This window comes from Kitasatospora sp. NPDC057738 (assembly GCF_042798815.1).
Classification (GTDB): domain Bacteria; phylum Actinomycetota; class Actinomycetes; order Streptomycetales; family Streptomycetaceae; genus Kitasatospora; species Kitasatospora lactacystinica.
In genome coordinates, this window is sequence record NZ_JBHVJT010000013.1 from 84,271 (window position 1) to 100,065 (window position 15,795).

At 75.0% G+C, this 15,795-nt stretch carries 18 protein-coding genes; 2 read left to right on the forward strand and 16 right to left on the reverse strand.

What is annotated here, in order from left to right:
• Nucleotides 1-8 precede the first annotated feature (8 nt).
• Both ACFVGO_RS09750 and ACFVGO_RS09755 read right to left on the reverse strand, forming a co-directional pair.
• A complete protein-coding gene (locus ACFVGO_RS09750; protein ID WP_359901120.1) occupies nt 9-725 on the reverse strand; it encodes a GntR family transcriptional regulator in 717 nt (238 codons plus the stop codon).
• Between the two features lie 192 nt (nt 726-917).
• A complete protein-coding gene (locus ACFVGO_RS09755) occupies nt 918-1,799 on the reverse strand; it encodes an NAD(P)-binding domain-containing protein (RefSeq protein ID WP_359901123.1) in 882 nt (293 codons plus the stop codon).
• A 201-nt stretch (nt 1,800-2,000) separates the two neighbouring features.
• Between ACFVGO_RS09755 and ACFVGO_RS09760 the strand changes: the two genes are divergently transcribed.
• The gene (locus ACFVGO_RS09760; protein ID WP_359901262.1) at nt 2,001-2,558 is read left to right on the forward strand and encodes a TetR/AcrR family transcriptional regulator; all 558 of its coding nucleotides are present in this window, start codon (nt 2,001-2,003) and stop codon (nt 2,556-2,558) included.
• Between the two features lie 173 nt (nt 2,559-2,731).
• On the forward strand, nt 2,732-3,064 hold the full coding sequence (locus tag ACFVGO_RS09765) for a hypothetical protein (RefSeq protein WP_380352894.1): 333 nt from the start codon (nt 2,732-2,734) through the stop codon (nt 3,062-3,064).
• 4 nt (nt 3,065-3,068) lie between these two features.
• Here ACFVGO_RS09765 and ACFVGO_RS09770 read toward each other — a convergent pair whose 3' ends face one another.
• The 14 genes from ACFVGO_RS09770 to ACFVGO_RS09835 all read right to left on the reverse strand — a co-directional run bounded on the left by ACFVGO_RS09770 (nt 3,069) and on the right by ACFVGO_RS09835 (nt 15,629).
• Nucleotides 3,069-3,971 (reverse strand): ornithine cyclodeaminase family protein, encoded by a 903-nt coding sequence (locus ACFVGO_RS09770; RefSeq protein WP_380631285.1) that lies wholly within the window; start codon nt 3,969-3,971, stop codon nt 3,069-3,071.
• Between the two features lie 104 nt (nt 3,972-4,075).
• Nucleotides 4,076-5,104, reverse strand: a complete 1,029-nt coding sequence (locus ACFVGO_RS09775; RefSeq protein ID WP_359901131.1) for a proline racemase family protein — start codon at nt 5,102-5,104, stop codon at nt 4,076-4,078.
• A complete protein-coding gene (locus ACFVGO_RS09780; protein WP_359901134.1) occupies nt 5,104-6,459 on the reverse strand; it encodes an aldehyde dehydrogenase family protein in 1,356 nt (451 codons plus the stop codon). Before ACFVGO_RS09780 ends, ACFVGO_RS09775 begins: the two co-directional genes overlap by 1 nt.
• A gap of 50 nt (nt 6,460-6,509) precedes the next feature.
• Complete coding sequence (locus tag ACFVGO_RS09785) at nt 6,510-7,514, reverse strand: proline racemase family protein (protein ID WP_380352898.1); 1,005 nt, start codon at nt 7,512-7,514, stop codon at nt 6,510-6,512.
• 92 nt (nt 7,515-7,606) lie between these two features.
• The gene (locus tag ACFVGO_RS09790; RefSeq protein WP_380352909.1) at nt 7,607-8,470 is read right to left on the reverse strand and encodes a dihydrodipicolinate synthase family protein; all 864 of its coding nucleotides are present in this window, start codon (nt 8,468-8,470) and stop codon (nt 7,607-7,609) included.
• Between the two features lie 131 nt (nt 8,471-8,601).
• Complete coding sequence (locus tag ACFVGO_RS09795) at nt 8,602-10,017, reverse strand: NAD(P)/FAD-dependent oxidoreductase (protein ID WP_380631288.1); 1,416 nt, start codon at nt 10,015-10,017, stop codon at nt 8,602-8,604.
• Nucleotides 9,998-10,315 carry a (2Fe-2S)-binding protein gene (locus tag ACFVGO_RS09800; RefSeq protein WP_359901145.1) on the reverse strand — a complete coding sequence of 106 codons (318 nt, stop codon included), beginning with the start codon at nt 10,313-10,315 and terminating at the stop codon, nt 9,998-10,000. The genes ACFVGO_RS09795 and ACFVGO_RS09800 overlap by 20 nt, the downstream gene beginning before the upstream one ends.
• Nucleotides 10,316-10,371: 56 nt before the next feature.
• On the reverse strand, nt 10,372-11,532 hold the full coding sequence (locus ACFVGO_RS09805) for an FAD-dependent oxidoreductase (protein WP_359901148.1): 1,161 nt from the start codon (nt 11,530-11,532) through the stop codon (nt 10,372-10,374).
• A gap of 151 nt (nt 11,533-11,683) precedes the next feature.
• Nucleotides 11,684-12,577 (reverse strand): twin-arginine translocase subunit TatC, encoded by an 894-nt coding sequence (tatC, locus tag ACFVGO_RS09810; RefSeq protein WP_380352911.1) that lies wholly within the window; start codon nt 12,575-12,577, stop codon nt 11,684-11,686.
• 163 nt (nt 12,578-12,740) lie between these two features.
• A complete protein-coding gene (tatA, locus tag ACFVGO_RS09815) occupies nt 12,741-13,046 on the reverse strand; it encodes a Sec-independent protein translocase subunit TatA (RefSeq protein ID WP_359901154.1) in 306 nt (101 codons plus the stop codon).
• A gap of 191 nt (nt 13,047-13,237) precedes the next feature.
• Nucleotides 13,238-13,447, reverse strand: coding sequence for a hypothetical protein (locus tag ACFVGO_RS09820; RefSeq protein ID WP_359901157.1), 210 nt, complete (start codon nt 13,445-13,447; stop codon nt 13,238-13,240).
• A 20-nt stretch (nt 13,448-13,467) separates the two neighbouring features.
• Nucleotides 13,468-13,674, reverse strand: coding sequence for a hypothetical protein (locus ACFVGO_RS09825; protein WP_375876040.1), 207 nt, complete (start codon nt 13,672-13,674; stop codon nt 13,468-13,470).
• A 27-nt stretch (nt 13,675-13,701) separates the two neighbouring features.
• On the reverse strand, nt 13,702-14,628 hold the full coding sequence (locus ACFVGO_RS09830; protein WP_359901265.1) for a WYL domain-containing protein: 927 nt from the start codon (nt 14,626-14,628) through the stop codon (nt 13,702-13,704).
• A 26-nt stretch (nt 14,629-14,654) separates the two neighbouring features.
• Nucleotides 14,655-15,629, reverse strand: coding sequence for a WYL domain-containing protein (locus tag ACFVGO_RS09835; protein ID WP_359901160.1), 975 nt, complete (start codon nt 15,627-15,629; stop codon nt 14,655-14,657).
• Nucleotides 15,630-15,795 lie beyond the last annotated feature (166 nt).

The following is a 15,795-nucleotide window of genomic DNA, read 5'->3' on the forward strand; positions in this document are numbered from 1 at the left end:
CGAGTGGTTCAGCTCCGGCGGGCCCCGAGTCGCAGGGCCGAGGCCTCCGGCTCGGCGGGCTTCTCGCCGCCGGCCCACAGCGAGCGGACGTGGCTGAGGTGGCGGGTCATGCAGGCCTCGGCGCCGGCCGAGTCCCCGGCGAGCATCAGGTCCAGCAGCTCCAGGTGCTCCTCGGCCGAGGAGACCAGCTCGCCGCGCTCGTCGAGCCGGTTGAGGCCGTAGAGCCGCGAGCGCTTGCGCAGGTCGCCGACGACCTCGACCAGGCGGGAGTTGCCGGCCAGCCCCAGCACGTCCAGGTGGAACTGGCGGTCGGCCTCCAGGTAGCCGATCAGGTCGTGCTTGCGGGCCGCCGCGACGATCGCCTCGGCCTGCGGGCGCAGCCGTTCCAGCTGATCCTTGGTGGCGGTGCGCGCCACCCGGCCGACGGTCGGGACCTCGATCAGGGCGCGGATCTCGGTGAAGTCGTCGAGGTCGCGGTCGGTCAGCTCGGTGACGCGGAAGCCCTTGTTGCGGACGGCCTCGACGAGGCCCTCGCGGGCGAGGTCGAGCATGGCCTCGCGGACCGGGGTCGCGGAGACCCCGAAGTCGGCGGCGAGCGCGGGTGCGGAGTAGACCACGCCGGGGCGCAGTTCGCCGGAGATCAGGGCCGCCCGGAGTGCGTGGGCGACCTGGTCGCGAAGCCGCTCCTGTACGGAGATCAGGGTGCGGGATTTGAGGTCGGCCATGGTGTTCCTCCGGGTGGGTGCAGAACACCAGCGTACAATGTCACGTTACGTTGCGTACGCGACAGCTGGTGATTCGAACACCCGTCACCGGCCCGCCGGGCCGGCCCTCCGTGACGCCGAATGCCATGGTGGCAGCGGCCGTCGGCCGTGACAACGGCCGACGGCACACGATCTTCGGGTCCGCACGGAGGGCTACGCCCGACGGAACCGGCCCACCAGGCTGCTCAGACTGGCCGCACCCTCGCCGGCCGCCACGCCCCGCCGGACCGCCTCCGCGAGGACGGCCGGCAGGGCGCCGTCCACCCCGGAGGCCTCCGCGGTGTCCCGGACGTGCTCGATGCTCGCGAGCGCCATCGCCAGCCGGTCGACGTCCCCGCGGTGGTCCCCGGCGGTGATCCGCGGCGCGTAGAACTCGATCATCCGCGGCACCAGCGAGGCGGTGGGCAGGGCGTACGGCCGGAACTCCTCGGCCGAGATGCCGTTGGCCTCGGCGATCGCCGTGGCGTGCAGGTAGCCGACCATCGAGGACCAGAACAGGTCCATCTGGATCTGGTAGTACAGCTGCGCCAGCCCGGGGTCGTCGCCCCGGTAGTCGGCCCCGGTGAGCACCTCCAGGGCGGCCCGGTGCCGCCGGAACAGCTCGACCGGGCCGCTGTAGAAGGTGGACGACTCGGGGCTGCCGATGCCCGACGGCGGCACCTGCACCCCGCCGGTCAGGTGGCCGGCGCCGCGTTCGGCCAGCCAGCGGGCGGCCTCGCGGGCCCGCCCGGGAGTGTCCGAGCCGAGGTTCACGATCGTCCTCCCCCGCAGCGCCGGCTCGACCGACTGCAGCACCTCGAACACCGCGTCGTAGTCGGTGAGGCTGAGCACCACCAGGTCGTTCGCCGCCACCGCCGCCTCGGCGTCGGATGCGGCCCGCGCACCCCGGGCGACGAGCGCGTCGGCCCGCCCGGCGGTGCGGTTCCACACCGTGACGGCGTACCCGGCGTCCAGGAACGCCCCGGCCATGGCCCGCCCCATCGGGCCGAGCCCGATCACCGTCACTGATCGCCGCGCCTGCTGCTCCACGGACATGCGCTTCCCCTCCTCTGGAACGAACGCTCTATCCAGAGCGCCGGGCCGACGCTAGCACAGGACTGGAACGAACGCTCTACCCAGAATCTCGGCTAGGATCGCGGCGTGAACACGCCCGAGAGAGCCGACGCGAGAACGAGCGCGAGGACGAGCTCGAAGACGAACGCGAAGGCCGAAGCGAAGCCCGGCACCCGCGAGCGGATCGTCCGGGCCACCTCCCGGCTGCTGCAGCGCCAGGGGTACGAGGGCACCGGGATCAAGCAGATCTCCCGCGAGGCCGAGGCCACCCTCGGCTCCGTCTACCACTTCTTCCCGGGCGGCAAGCAGGAGTTGGCCGCCGAGGCGATCCGGCACGGGGACGAGGAGTTCGCCGTCCTGCTGCGCGCCGGGCTCGGCTCCTCGCCGGACCTGGGCGAGGCGATGACCTCCTGCACCCGGATGCTCGCCACGGAACTGCGCGAGTCCGACTGGCAGGACGGCTGCCCGATCACCAGCACGGCCCTGGAGACGGTCGGCCGGGTGCCGGTGATCGAGGAGGCGGTGACCGAGGCCTTCGCCAACTGGCGGGCCGTCGTGGCGGAACGGCTGCTCGCCGCCGGCATCGGCGAGCAGGACGCCCGCGAGCTGGCCGGCACCGTGATCAGCACCCTGGAGGGCGCCGAGCTCGCCGCCCAGGTCGCCCGCAGCGAACAGCCGCTGCTGGTCACCGGCAAGCACCTGGCCCGCCTGCTCACCGCCTACGCCGACGACCGGGCCTGACCCGCGGCACCGGGCCGCCTGCCCGAAAGACGGGCCGAAGGACGAGCCGAAAGACGGGCCCGAGAAGCCCGGGAGACGGCCGGAAAACGTGAGGAGCCGGCGCAGCGGGGGATCCCTTCCCGCTGCGCCGACTCCGGTTTCACAACTCCCAACCACGGCCAGGAGTAACGCACTTGTCGATCGAAGCCGCGCTGTACGACGGCCGCCCGAACAACGGCCGCCGCACCAGCCCGAACCTGCTGCACCTGTCCACCGGCCACGGCGCCGGTCTCGCCGACGCCCTGGCCGCGCACGCCCGCCCGTCCGACCACCGGCTCGGCCGGATCGACCCGTACGGCGACACGCTGTTCAACGAGCAGGACGCCGGCGCCGCCTTCGAGGAGGCCACCGCGCTGCTCGCCCGCTGCACCACCGGGGAGCAGCGGGCGGCCGTCCGCGACCTGCGCAACCTACTCGCCAACTGCGCCGCCACCCCGGGCAGTTGGCTCATGTTCCTCGGCGACTGAACCGCTAGGACGCGGCCCGGTACACCTCCGCCGCGACGGCCAGGTCCTGCCAGGCCATCCCGACGCTCTTGAAGAACCGCGGCCGCCCGTCCGGCACCAGCGCGTCGCCGCGCACCAGCTCGGAGAGGTTCCACAGCTGCCGCCCGGCCACACCCGCCATCAGCAGGTCCCCGGCCTCCCGGCCCGCGACCGTGCGCGCCTCCACGTACAGCTCGGCCCGCTGGACCAGCAGCTCGTCGACCTCCCGCGCGTCCGGCTCGTGCGAGCCCACCGCGGCCACCGCCGCGTGCGCGGGCACCAGCGCGCCGTCGAACAGCGGCGTGCGCGCGGTGGTGCAGCAGACCACCAGGTCCGCCTCGCGGACCGCCCGCGGACCGCCGACCTCGGCCGTCAGCCCGAGCTCCCGCCCGTACGCCGCCAGCGCCTGCGCCCGGTCGGCGTTGCGCGCCACCACGGTGAGCCGGCGCAGCGGCCGGACGGCGAGCAGGGCGTCCAGGTGCCCGTACGCCTGCGGCCCGGAGCCGAACAGCACCAGGTGCTCGGCCTCCGGCACCGCCAGCCGCCGCAGCGCGGCCGCGGTGACGGCGGGCGTGCGCAGCGCGGTGAGCGCGGCACCGTCCAGCAGGGCGAGCGGCTGCAGGGTGGGCCCGTCCAGCAGCAGGTAGCTGCCGGTGATCCGGGGCAGCCCCCGCTCCGGGTTGGCCGGCGCGACACCGGCGATCTTCACGCCCGCGTACGGCCCGGCGGCGGCCGGCATCATCAGCAGTTCCCCGGCGGGCACCGGTACGGCGGATCGGGCGGGTGCCGCCTCCGGGTCGAACCCGTCCAGCAGCACCCGCTCGATCGCCCCCACCGCACCGGCGGGCCCGACTCCGCCGGTGCCCGCCACGGCGTACTGGAGCGGCACAACCGCCGTACCGGGCAGTGCGGTCGGGCTCGGGTCGCCCGGAACCACAGCGGTCCGGCTCTCGGATGTCCGGCTCTCGACGGCCCTGCTCTCGGATGTCCGGCTCACAGCAGGAACCCCGCTCCCAGCTCGTCGTCCGGCTCCAGGACGAAGCCGTGCTCGCCGGTGCGGAAGGCCGCCCCGCCGACCTCGGTGACCACGCCCTCGCCCTGCGGGTCGCCGCCCGGCAGGAAGCGGCCGGAGAAGACCGTCCCGATGATCGACTCGTGCCGCAGCGGCTCGCCGGGGGCCAGCCGCCCCTCGGCGGCGAGCACCGCCAGCCGGGCGGAGGTGCCGGAGCCGCAGGGCGAGCGGTCGATCTGGCCGTCGGCGAAGACGGTGACGTTCCGCTGGTTCAGCACCCCGTCCACCGAGGGGAGTTCGTCGTACAGCACCACGCCGTACACACCCGAGAGCCGGGCGTCCGTCGGGTGCGCGACCGCCTCGGCGCCGGCCAGCGCGGCCCTGATCTCCCGCCCCACGGCGGTGAGTTCGGGCAGCTGCTCCGGTTCCACGGCGAGCCCGAGGGCGGCCGCGGACACCGAGGCGTAGCAGGCGCCGGAGTGCGCCACGGCGACCTCCACGGTGCCGAGCGAGGTCTCCACCGGCAGCTTCAGCGCGGTCACCCGGCTGGGCACGTTGCGGAAGGTCACCCCGGTGGTGTGTCCGCCGGCCCGGTGCACCAGGGCGGTGACCCGGCCGGACGGCACGTCGATCCGCACCCGTGCCACGCCGTCCGCGGGGGCGGGCACCAGGCCGGAGTCCACGGCCCAGGCGCCGAGCGCGATGGTGCCGTGCCCGCAGGCGGTGGAGTAGCCGTCCTTGTGCCAGAACAGCACGCCCAGGTGCGCCTCGTCGTCGTCCGGCGGCACCAGGAAGCCGCCGTACATCCCGGCGTGCCCGCGCGGCTCCTGGACGAGCAGCTGCCGGATGTCGTCCAGCGCGCTGGGCCGGGGCGCGGTCGCGCTGCCGCCCGCGCCGAGCGCGATGGCCCGGCGTTCGGCGACGGTGTCGCCGGGGATCGGCGGGACGCCGTCCAGCACGATCCGGAACGGCTCACCGGCCGTGTGGTAGTCGACGGTGCGGACGAACATCAGGCGCCACCTCCCGGCAGCACGCTGACGGTCCGGCTGACGGTGTAGAAGTCCAGGGCCGCCTGGCCCTGCTCGCGCTCGCCGTGGCTGGCGCCCTTGGCTCCGCCGAAGGGCAGGTGGAAGTCGACGCCGCTGGACGGGGCGTTGACCCGGATCATGCCCGCGTCCAGCCGGTCGGCGGCGGCCAACGCCACGTCCAGGCTGCGGGTGTGCACCGAGGTGGAGAGGCTGTGCGGGGTGTCGTTGGCGAGCGCGATGGCCTCGTCCAGGTCGGCCGCGGCGTGCAGCACGGCGATCGGGCCGAAGAACTCCTCGCGGGCCAGCGGGTGTTCGGCCGGCACCTCGGCGAGCAGGGTCGGCTCGACGTACCAGCCGTCCCGCTCGGGCACCCGGCCGCCGGTGAGCACGCTCGCCCCGGCCTCGACGGCCGAGGAGACGGCGCCGGTCAGCCGCTCCCGGGCGGCGGCGTTGATCACCGGTCCGCAGACCGCGTCGTCGACCGCCGCCAGCGCCTTGACCAGCGCCTCGCGCAGCGGCTCGTGGGCGGCGCCGACCGCGATCACCCGGCTGGTGGCGGTGCACTTCTGCCCCGCGTACCCGGCGATGGCCGCGGCGATGTGCCCGGCGGCCTGCGCGATGTCGGCGTCCGGCAGCACCAGCGCGGCGTTCAGCCCGCCGAGTTCGGCCTGCACCGGCACCCCGCGCTCGGTCGCGGCCCGCACCACGGCCCGGCCGACGCCGGTCGAGCCGGTGAAGGAGATCACGTCCGCGGTCTCCACCAGCGCCGCGCCCTCCTCGGCCCCGCCGGGCAGCACCGTGAACACGTCCTCGGGCAGCCCGGCCAGCTCGGCCAGCCGCAGCGCGCAGGCCGTCGCCTCGGGCGCCGGCTTCAGCACCACCGCGTTGCCGACGGCGAGGGCCGGCGCGGCCTTCCAGGTCGGGATCGCCAGCGGGAAGTTCCACGGCGCGATCAGCCCGGCGACCCCGTAGGGGCGGCGCCGGGTGAGCAGCAGCCCGGGGCCGGCGGCGGTCTCGTGCACCGCCCCGGAGGGCGCGTACGGCGCCTGCGCGTAGTAGCGCCAGATCGCCGCCGTGCGGGCGACCTCGCCGAGCGCCTCGGCCAGCGGCTTGCCGACCTCGCGCACGATCAGCGCGGCCAGCTCGTGGGCGTGCGCCTCCACGGCGTCCGCGATCCGGCCGAGCGCCGCCGACCGGGCGCCCGCTCCGGCGGCGAGCCAGTCGCCCTGCGCCGCCCGGGCCCGCCCGACGGCGGCCCGCACGGCCTCGGCGCCGGGCTCCTCGACGGCGACCACGAGGTCGGCGGGGTCGGCGGGGTTGTACGAGGTGATGGTCACAGCCAGCAGCCCTTCGAGGGAGGTACGGGGAACGAAGGAGGTAGGAGGGGTCAGAGCAGGAAGCCCGCCGGGAACGGGTCGCTCGGGTCGAGGAAGTACTGGGCGGTGCCGGTGACCCAGGCCCGCCCGGTGACGGTGGGCACCACCGCGGGCCGCCCGGCCACCTCGGTCTCCTCGACCAGCCGCCCGGTGAAGGTGGTTCCGATGAAGGAATCGTTGCGGAAGTCCCGCCCGAGGGGCAGTTCGCCGCGCGCGTGCAGCTGGGCCATCCGCGCCGAGGTGCCGGTGCCGCAGGGCGAGCGGTCGAACCAGCCGGGGTGGATGGCCATCGCGTGCCGGGAGTGCTCGGCGGTGGAGCCGGGGGCGAGCAGCTGGACGTGGTGGCAGCTGTGGATGGACGGGTTCTCCGGGTGCACCGGCCGGTCCGGGCTCGCGTTGATCGCGTCCATCATCGCCAGGCCGGCGTCCAGGATCTCCTGCTTGCGCTCGCGCTCGAAGGGCAGCCCGAACTCGGCGAGCGGCAGGATGGCGTAGAAGTTGCCGCCGTACGCGAGGTCGTAGGTCACCGTGCCGTAGCCGGGCACCTCGATCTTGCGGTCCAGGGCGACCGAGTAGGAGGGCACGTTGCGGATGGTCACCGCCTTGGCGGCGCCGTCCTCGACGTGCACCTCGGCGACCACGAGTCCGGCCGGGGTGTCCAGCCGTACGGTGGTGACCGGCTCGACCACCGGGACCATCCCGGTCTCGACCAGCACGGTGGCGACCCCGATGGTGCCGTGCCCGCACATCGGCAGCAGTCCGGAGACCTCGATGTAGAGCACGCCGAAGTCGGCGTCCGGCCGGGTCGGCGGCTGGAGGATCGCGCCGCTCATCGCGGCGTGGCCGCGCGGCTCGTACATCAGCAGGGTGCGGAAGTGGTCCAGGTGCTCCTGGAAGTGCACCCGGCGCTCGGCCATGGTGGCGCCGGGGATGACGCCGAAGCCGCCGGTGATCACCCGGGTCGGCATGCCCTCGGTGTGCGAGTCGACGGCGTGGAACACGTGGCGGCTGCGCATGGGTCACAACTCCCGTACAGGTTCGGATGGTGGGGGGTGGGCCGGGCCGACTGCCGCCGCAGCCGGCCCGGAGGCCCGGGTTCGCGCCGGTGTCAGACCAGGCCGTCGGCCAGCGCCTTCTCGGTGGCCGCGCGGACGGCCGCCTCGATCTCCGGGACGAGCGGCTGGCGCGGGGCGCGCACCGGGCCGCCGGGGCGCCCGGCGATGTCCATGGAGAGCTTGATGGCCTGGACGAACTCGGTCTTGGAGTCCCAGCGCAGCAGCGAGTGCAGCGACTTGTAGAGCGGCAGCGCGCTCTCCAGGTCCTTGGAGACGGCGGCGTCGTAGAGCGCCACCGAGGCGGCCGGCAGGGCGTTCGGGTAGCCGGCGATCCAGCCGACCGCTCCGGCGAGCGCCAGCTCCAGCAGCACGTCGTCGGCGCCGATCAGCAGGTCCAGCCCGGGGGCCAGCTCGGCGATCTCGTACGCCCGGCGGACGTCGCCGCTGAACTCCTTGACCGCGACGATCGAGCCCTCGGCGTGCAGCTGGGCGAGCAGCGGGGGGACCAGGTCGACCTTGGTGTCGATCGGGTTGTTGTACGCCACGATCGGCAGGCCGGCCTTGGCGACCTCGGCGTAGTGGGCGCGCACCGAGGCGTGGTCGGCCCGGAAGGCGTTCGGCGGCAGCAGCAGGACGGAGCCGGCGCCGGCCTCGGCGGCCTGCTCGGCCCAGCGGCGGGACTCGGCGCTGCCGTAGGCGGCGACGCCGGGCATGACCCGGGAGCCGTCGCCGGCCGCCTCGACGGCGACCTCGACGACCTTGGCGCGCTCCTCGGCGGTGAGCGTCTGGTACTCGCCCAGCGAGCCGTTGGGGACGACGCCCTCGCAGCCGGAGTCGATCAGCCAGCGGACGTGCTCGGCGTAGGCGTCGTAGTCGACGGAGTGGTCCGGGCGCAGCGGGAGCGTGGTGGCGACCATGACGCCGCGCCAGGGACGGTTGGTGTCGTGCTGGGTGATGGACACATGAGCTCCTTGATGAGGTGTGACATTTTACAAGAGCGGACGGGCCGGAGACAAGGTCCCCGGCCCGCCGTTCGACGGCGGGCCCGTTACGACTCCGGGGTGGGCCCCGCCGCCAGCTGGGAGAGCGGCACCGGGCAGCCCAGCGGGCGGCGGTCGGGCCCGGGCTCACCCGAACCGGCCAGGCAGGCCACGGCCGGACCGCACATCCGGCCCTGGCACCAGCCCATCCCGGCCCGGGTGAGCAGCTTGACGGTGCGCGGATCGCCCGCGCCCAGGTCCTCGACGGCCTCCCGGATCGCCTCGACCGGCACCTCCTCGCACCGGCAGACGTCGGTGTCCGGACGCAGCCAGCCGGTCCAGCCGGAGCCCGGCCGGTGGGCGGCGGCCATCAGGTCGGCGAAGGCCCGCAGCCGCGAGCGGCGGCGCATCAGCGCGGCCGCGGGCCGCTGCCCGGCCACCGCGTACGCGGCCAGCTCGCCCTCGGCGAGCGCGAGGTCCGCGCCGCCGACGCCATTGGTCTCCCCCGCGGACCAGAGGCCGGGCACGCTGGTGCGCAGCCGGGCGTCGACCTCCAGCGCGACCGCGCCGTCCGGCCCGGTCACGGTCCGCGCCCCCAGCTCGGTGGCCAGGTCGATCTGCGGCAGCAGGCCGTGGCCGACGGCGAGCGCGTCGCAGTCGATCCGCCGCCCGGTGCCGGGCACCGGCCGCCAGTCGGCGTCCAGCCGGGCCACCGTGACGCCGGTGACCCGGTCCGTCCCGTGCGCCTCGACCACCGCGCTGCGCGGGCGCAGCCGCACGCCGTGGCGCAGCAGCGCCCCGCCGTGCCCGGCACCCTCGACCAGCTTGCCGGGCACGCCCGCCAGCACGCCGGGGTGCCGCGCGTACCCGAGGTAGGCGGTCGCCTCGACCACGGCGGGCACCTCGGCCCCGGCGGTGACCAGCGAGGAGGCGGCCGCGAGCAGCAGCGGGCCGCTGCCGGCCACCACGATCCGCTTCCCGGGCAGCACCAGCCCGGCCTTGAGCATGGCCTGGGCGCCGCCCGCGGTGACGACCCCGGGCAGGGTCCAGCCGGGGAACGGCAGCTGCCGCTCGTACGCTCCGGTGGCGAGCAGCACCGACCGGGACCGGACGGTGGCCCGGTCGGTGCTCTCCGGCCCGCGGGTGACGTGCACCGCGAAGCCGTCCCCGGTGCGCTCCAGGGCCCAGACCTGGTGCCCGGCCAGGAAGGCGGCCCGCCCGGCGCGCTCGTACGCGTCGAGCCGGTCGGCCCGGCCGGTGTAGGCGGACCAGTGGTGGTGCAGCCGGTCCGGCCGCGCCGCGCCCAGGCCGGGCGCCGGGTGGCGGTAGTACTGCCCGCCGGTGCTCCGCCCGCCGTCCAGCAGGGCGCAGCGCAGCCCGAGGTCGGCGGCGGTGACGGCGGCGGCCAGCCCGGCCGGGCCGGCGCCGACCACCACGAGGTCGTACGGCTGGCTGTCGTGGGCGTCAGACGGCGAGGTCGGCACGGCCGTGGCCCTCCTGGGTGGTGACGGTGGTGCCGGGCTCCGCGGGGAGCAGGCAGGTGCGCTGGTTGGGGCGGCCGTCCACGGTGGCCAGGCAGTCGAAGCAGGCGCCGATCCCGCAGAACGCCCCGCGCGGTTTGCCGCCGACCCGGGTGGTGCGCCAGGCGAGCACGCCGTCGGCCCAGAGCGCGGCGGCGATCGACTGCCCGGGCAGCGCGGGGACGGGCCGCCCGTCGAACTCGATGTGGTGGGCGGGCCCGGGCTCGGCCTGGACCAGCCCGGCGGGGGTGCGGCGGCGCATCGGCGGCTTCTCCAATCCTGGACGGAATCTCATGTGTGGCGATGGCGGGCCGGCGCTCACCCGGCCGGGAAGCGGTCCGCCCGGAACGGTGCGAGGTCCAGCTCCGGCCGCTTGCCGGTGAGCTGCTCGCTGATCAGCAGCCCGGTCGCCGGGGCCAGCCCGATGCCGGCCCCCTCGTGCCCGCAGGCGTGGTAGAGCCCGGGGACCCGGGGGTCCGCGCCGATGGCCGGCAGGTGGTCCGGCAGGTACGGGCGGAAGCCACGGTAGGTGCGCATCACGGTGACGTCGGCGAGCACCGGGAACAGCGCGGCGGCCTGGGCGGCGAGCCGGCTCAGCACCTCCTGGGAGAGCGTGCGGTCGAAGCCGACCCGCTCCCGGCTGGCACCGATCAGCACCGGCCCGCCCGGGGTGCCCTCGATCACGGCGGAGGTCTCCAGCCCGGCCGATCCGCTGGCCACGTTGGCCACGTAGTCGGCGGCGTAGACCTTGTGCCGCACGACCCGCGGCAGCGGCTCGGTGACCAGCACGAAGCCGCGCCGGGGCAGCACCGGCAGGTGCACTCCGGCCAGCGCGGCGATCTCGCCGCCCCAGGTGCCGGCCGCGTTCACCACGGCGGCGGCGGCCAGGCTCCGCCGGTCGGTCCGCACGCCGCGCACGGCGCCGTCCGGGCCGCGGTCGACGGCGGTGACGCTCTCCCCGGTGATCAGCTCGGCGCCCATCCGGCGGGCCTCGCGCAGCAGGTGGGCGGCGGCCAGGGCGGGCTGGACCTGGGCGTCCTGCGGGTAGTGGAAGCCGCCGGCCAGGCCTTCGGCCAGGTGCGGCTCCAGCTCGCGCAGCCGCTCGCCGGGCACCTCCTCGGCCTCGACCCCGACGGTCCGCTGCCCGGCGGCGAAGGCCCGCAGCGCGTCCTGCCCGGCGGCGGTGGAGGCGACCACCACGCCGCCCTTGGGCTCGTACTCGATCGCGGGGCCGAGCCGCTCGGCGAGTTCGCGCCAGAGCCGGGTGCTGAGCAGGGCGAGGTCGAGTTCGGGGCCGGGCTCCTTGTCGGAGACCAGCAGGTTGCCCTCGCCCGCGCCGGTGGTGCCACCGGCCACCGGGCCGCGGTCCACGACGGCGACGGCGAGCCCGGCGCGGGCGGCGTAGTAGGCGCAGGCGGCGCCGACCACACCGGCGCCGACCACGACGACGTCCAGGGGAGGTCTCTCGGTCTTCAGCACGGCAGTAATATGTCACATGCCATGCGACCTGCCAAGACCGCCCCGCCGAAACCCGGGACCACCCCCACCAGCGGAAAGGCCGGAACGGCGGGGAGCCCCGGCCCACCGCTCGGCAGAACGGCGGACCGGGGCTCCCTCAAGCCCTACCGGCTCAGGTGATGTCGTCCATCTCCTCGCGACGGGACGCCGGCACCGACGCACCGGCCGCCGGGGTCGCCGAGGCCCGGACGGACTCCGCACCGGCCACCGGCTGCACCGAGAGGTCCACGTGCGAGGCCTCCTCGTCGTCCAGCCCGGCGTCCGGGTTGCGGCGCGCCTTGCGCTTGTCGTTGAAGAGCGCGATCCCCACCGCGATGAAGTACAGCGCCCAGATCGGCATCGACAGCAGCAGCATGCTGAACGGGTCGGCGCCCGGAGTGGCGAACGCGGCGAACACGGTGATCGCCATGACCATCCCGCGCCACCAGCTGAGCAGCCGCTTGCCGGTCACGATGCCGACCAGGTTGAGCATCACCAGCAGCAGCGGGAACTCGAAGGCGAGGCCGAAGACCAGCACCATCCGGGTGGCGATGTCGAAGTAGTCCTCGGGCGGCAGGATCGGCGTGGTGTCGCTCGGAGTGAACGAGATCAGCATCTCGACCATGGTCGGCATGACCATGATCGCGGCCGCCACGCCCGCCAGGAACAGCGGGGCGCCGCACGCCATGAAGATGACCGCGTACTTCTTCTCGTTCCTGTGCAGGCCGGGCGCCACGAAGGCCCACACCTGGTACAGCCAGACCGGGACGGCCGCCACCACGCCCGCGGTCAGCGCGACCTTCAGCATCCAGTTGAAACCGGCGGTGAGGCCGATGTTGGACACCTGGGCGCAGCGCCCGTGGTACTGGTCCGCGTCGACCTTGGTGTTGCACTGCGGCAGCGGCTGGAGCAGGAAGTGCTCGATCTGCTTGTGGTAGATCGCCGCGACGATCGCGAACAGCACGATCGCCAGGACCGACTTGACCACGCGGTTGCGCAGTTCCCGCAGGTGGTCGGCGAGGGCCATCCGCCCCTCAGGATCCTTTGACGCCTTCGGCGCCTTGGAGAGCTTGCTCAACCCCGGTCCTCAACTCGTGCGTCGGGGCCCGCCGGTCGACGGGCCTCCGTGGTCGCGCGCCTCCCGCACGTCGTGCGCGCGGCGTGCGTCAGCTGCCTCACGTGCGCCGCGCTCAGTGCGGGCGGTCGCCGTCGGGCGCGGAGGCCCCGGCGGCGGGCTCGTTCACCGGACGGGCCGTGGCCGAAGCGCCCGGAGCGGACTGGATGGTCCGGCCCGCGGCACCGTCGACCGGGGCCGCTGCCCGGGCGGGCGGGCTCGACTGCTCGGACCGGCCGTCCGAACGCATCGCCTGGGCCTCGCTCTTCAGGATCCGCATCGACTTGCCCAGCGAGCGCGCCAGGTCGGGCAGCCGCTTGGCTCCGAACAGCAGGATGGCGAGAACCACGATCACCACGATCGCGGTCGGCGAGATGCGCATGCGCGACCACCTTCAGTCATGGCGGCCCGACGGGCCGTCCGCTGCGGATGGTAACCGCTGCGGATGACGCCACGACGACGGCCGCCCGAACAGGACAGCGGCCCCCGGTACGCGGTTCAGGAGCCAACTGAGAGCGTAACCCGCCCCCACCCGCGCGCAGCAGCCCCCGTACCACCCGGAGCCGCGCCGTGCTAGGCGGCCGGGACCCGCTCCGCCGCCGGGGCGTTCGCCGCCGGCATCGCGTCCGCCAGGTCCTCGGCCGCCGCGGCCAGCGCCCGCGAGGCCCGGTCCACGCCCTCGGCCAGCGCCCGCACGTCCAGCCAGAGCCGGATCGCGAGGACCCCGAGGACCAGCAGGCCCGCGGTGGCGAGCAGGACGGCGGCGACGAGCATCCAGGACATGCGCCCACCCTATACGGGGGTCACCCCTCCGCCGGGACGAGCCGCATGGTGCGCACCCCGGCCCCGGTGAGCGCCTCGACGATCTTCTCCCCGGCCGGCTTGCGCACCGCCGCACCGCACCGCGGGCAGCCGAAGCTGTAGTGCGCCTGGGCCGGGGTGCGACCGAGGGTCAGGCGGAAGTCCTCGGCCGGGAGCTCCACCTTCTCCCGGCACTCGGAGCAGTACACCTTGAATCTGGTCCCGGGTTCCACCGCTCAGGCCCGCCCCTCCCCGTAGGCGGCCAGCGCCTCCCGCGCGGCCGAGCGCGCCTGCTCGGCCAGTTCGGGCGGCGAGACGATCCGGCCGTCCCGGCCCAGCCGCAGCGCCAGCGGGCGCAGCTGGGAGGGGTCGGCGCTGCGCAGGGTGATCCGCAGCCCGCCGTCGGGCAGTTCCTCGGCCCGGTCGTGGGTGTAGTACTCGGCCACCCAGCGCCCCCCGGAGGAGACCTCGACGACCACCTCGGGGTCGTCCGCCGCCGGGTTGACCAGCCCGCCGCTCAGGTCGCGGGGCTCGCGCCGGGGCGGGTCGGCCGGGACGTCCAGGACGCGGATCTCGGCGACCCGGTCGAGCCGGAACATCCGGTGGTCCTCGGAGGTGCGGCACCAGGCCTCGAGGTAGGTGTGGCCCTCGGTGAGCAGCCGGATCGGGTCCACCTCGCGCTCGGTCATCCCGCCGCGCCCGTGCGAGTAGTAGCGCAGCCAGAGCCGGCGGCCCTCGCTGAGCGCGCGGTCGATGTCGGCGAACACGTGGCTCTCCGCCTCGAAGGTCACGCCGACCCGGGCGCTGCCCTCGGCACTCTCCCCGGCCGCGTTCTCGATCTTGGCGACGGCCCGGGTGAGCGCCTCCCGGTCCCCGGCCCGCAGGCCCGGCAGCCCGGCCACCGCGCGGGCGGCCACCAGCAGCGCGGTCGCCTCGTCGGCGGCCAGCCGCAGCGGCTGGGCCACGTCGTCGACGTTGTGCCACCAGATCCGCTCGCCGTCGGTGTCGATGTCGAGCAGGTCGCCGCCGCGGAAGCTGGTGCCGCACATCGGCAGCACGTTGAGGTCCGCGATCAGCTCGCGCTCGCTGATCCCGAACGCCCGGGCCACCTCGGCGACCTCGGCCCCGGGCCGCTCGCGCAGGTAGGTGACCAGCGACAGCATCCGTCGCGTCTGGTCGATGGCATTACTCACGGCCGCTCTCCCTCGATACCCGCGACCGCCCGCAGCCGGTCGACCACATCCGCCCGCAGCTCCTCCGGCCCGAGCACCAGCACGTCCGGCCCGAACTCGGCCAGGTCCGCGCCCAGCCCGTTGCCGTACGGGATCTCCAGCTCGTCCCAGGCCTCGTCCACCCGGGTGCTGCCCAGCGCCTTGGTGCGCAGCGGGAAGCCGGCGCCCCGGCGGACCCGGACGGTCGCGGTGGCGGTGGCCCCCTCCCCCGCGAACTTCGCCACGGTGGCCCGGACGTCCACGTGCTCGGGCACGGTGCCGAGGAACGCCCCGGACCTCGCCTTCACCTTGCCGGTGATCCGGCTGAGCCGGAACACCCGGGCGTCGCCGCGGTCGCGGTCGTACCCGGCCAGGTACCAGTGCCCGCGCCAGCACTCCAGCGCCCACGGCTCGACGCTGCGCTGCTCGGCGGCGGCGGCGCCGGCCTTGCGGTACTCGAAGGAGACCGGACGGCGGTCCCGGGCGGCGGTGAGCAGCGGCTCGAACGCGGCCTCCCGGGCGGGGATGCGCGGCTCCAGGGCGGTGCGGCCCTCGGCCTCGGCGAACGGCACCCCGGCCGCGCGCAGCTTCTGCAGGGCGCCGCTGGCCGCACCGGACATCTTGGCCTGCTGCCAGACCCGGGCGGCCAGGGTCAGCGCGGCCGCCTCCTCGGCGTCGAGGGCGATCTCGGGCAGCCGGTTGCGGTCGGCGCGGGCCAGGTAGCCGAGCTCGCCGTCCAGGGTGCTCTCGTCGACGTCGATCACCAGGCCGAGCTCGCGCAGGTCGTCCTTGTCCCGCTCGAACATCCGGTTGAAGGCGTCCTCGCTGCCGTTCTGCCAGGCCTCGCGGTACGCCTCGATGGACTCCCGCAGCTCCTTCTTGGAGAGCGGACGTCGGGTGTTCATCAGGCACAGGGCGAGATTCATCAGCCGCTCTGCCTTCGCGATCGCCATCGCTGACCCTTCCGGTGTGCCGCGCCGAGCGCGGGGTGCGCCAACCGGGCGATCACCACCCGGCGGGACCGACCGTACCGGTAGCGGTACGCACCGCAAAAGCGGCATCCCCGAACACCCCCGGACATGCCCGTGGGCCGGGCCCCCGGAGGGGTGCGGGCCACGG

Coding starts and splice junctions, on each gene's coding strand:
- ACFVGO_RS09750 (WP_359901120.1), bottom strand. CDS start 725: ATGGCCGACCTCAAATCCCGCACCCTGATCTCCGTACAGGAGCGGCTT.
- ACFVGO_RS09755 (WP_359901123.1), bottom strand. CDS start 1,799: ATGTCCGTGGAGCAGCAGGCGCGGCGATCAGTGACGGTGATCGGGCTC.
- ACFVGO_RS09775 (WP_359901131.1), bottom strand. CDS start 5,104: ATGTTCGTCCGCACCGTCGACTACCACACGGCCGGTGAGCCGTTCCGG.
- ACFVGO_RS09785 (WP_380352898.1), bottom strand. CDS start 7,514: ATGCGCAGCCGCCACGTGTTCCACGCCGTCGACTCGCACACCGAGGGC.
- ACFVGO_RS09790 (WP_380352909.1), bottom strand. CDS start 8,470: ATGGTCGCCACCACGCTCCCGCTGCGCCCGGACCACTCCGTCGACTAC.
- ACFVGO_RS09800 (WP_359901145.1), bottom strand. CDS start 10,315: ATGCGCCGCCGCACCCCCGCCGGGCTGGTCCAGGCCGAGCCCGGGCCC.
- tatC (WP_380352911.1), bottom strand. CDS start 12,577: ATGGCCCTCGCCGACCACCTGCGGGAACTGCGCAACCGCGTGGTCAAG.
- tatA (WP_359901154.1), bottom strand. CDS start 13,046: ATGCGCATCTCGCCGACCGCGATCGTGGTGATCGTGGTTCTCGCCATC.
- ACFVGO_RS09820 (WP_359901157.1), bottom strand. CDS start 13,447: ATGTCCTGGATGCTCGTCGCCGCCGTCCTGCTCGCCACCGCGGGCCTG.
- ACFVGO_RS09830 (WP_359901265.1), bottom strand. CDS start 14,628: ATGCTGTCGCTGGTCACCTACCTGCGCGAGCGGCCCGGGGCCGAGGTC.
- ACFVGO_RS09835 (WP_359901160.1), bottom strand. CDS start 15,629: ATGGCGATCGCGAAGGCAGAGCGGCTGATGAATCTCGCCCTGTGCCTG.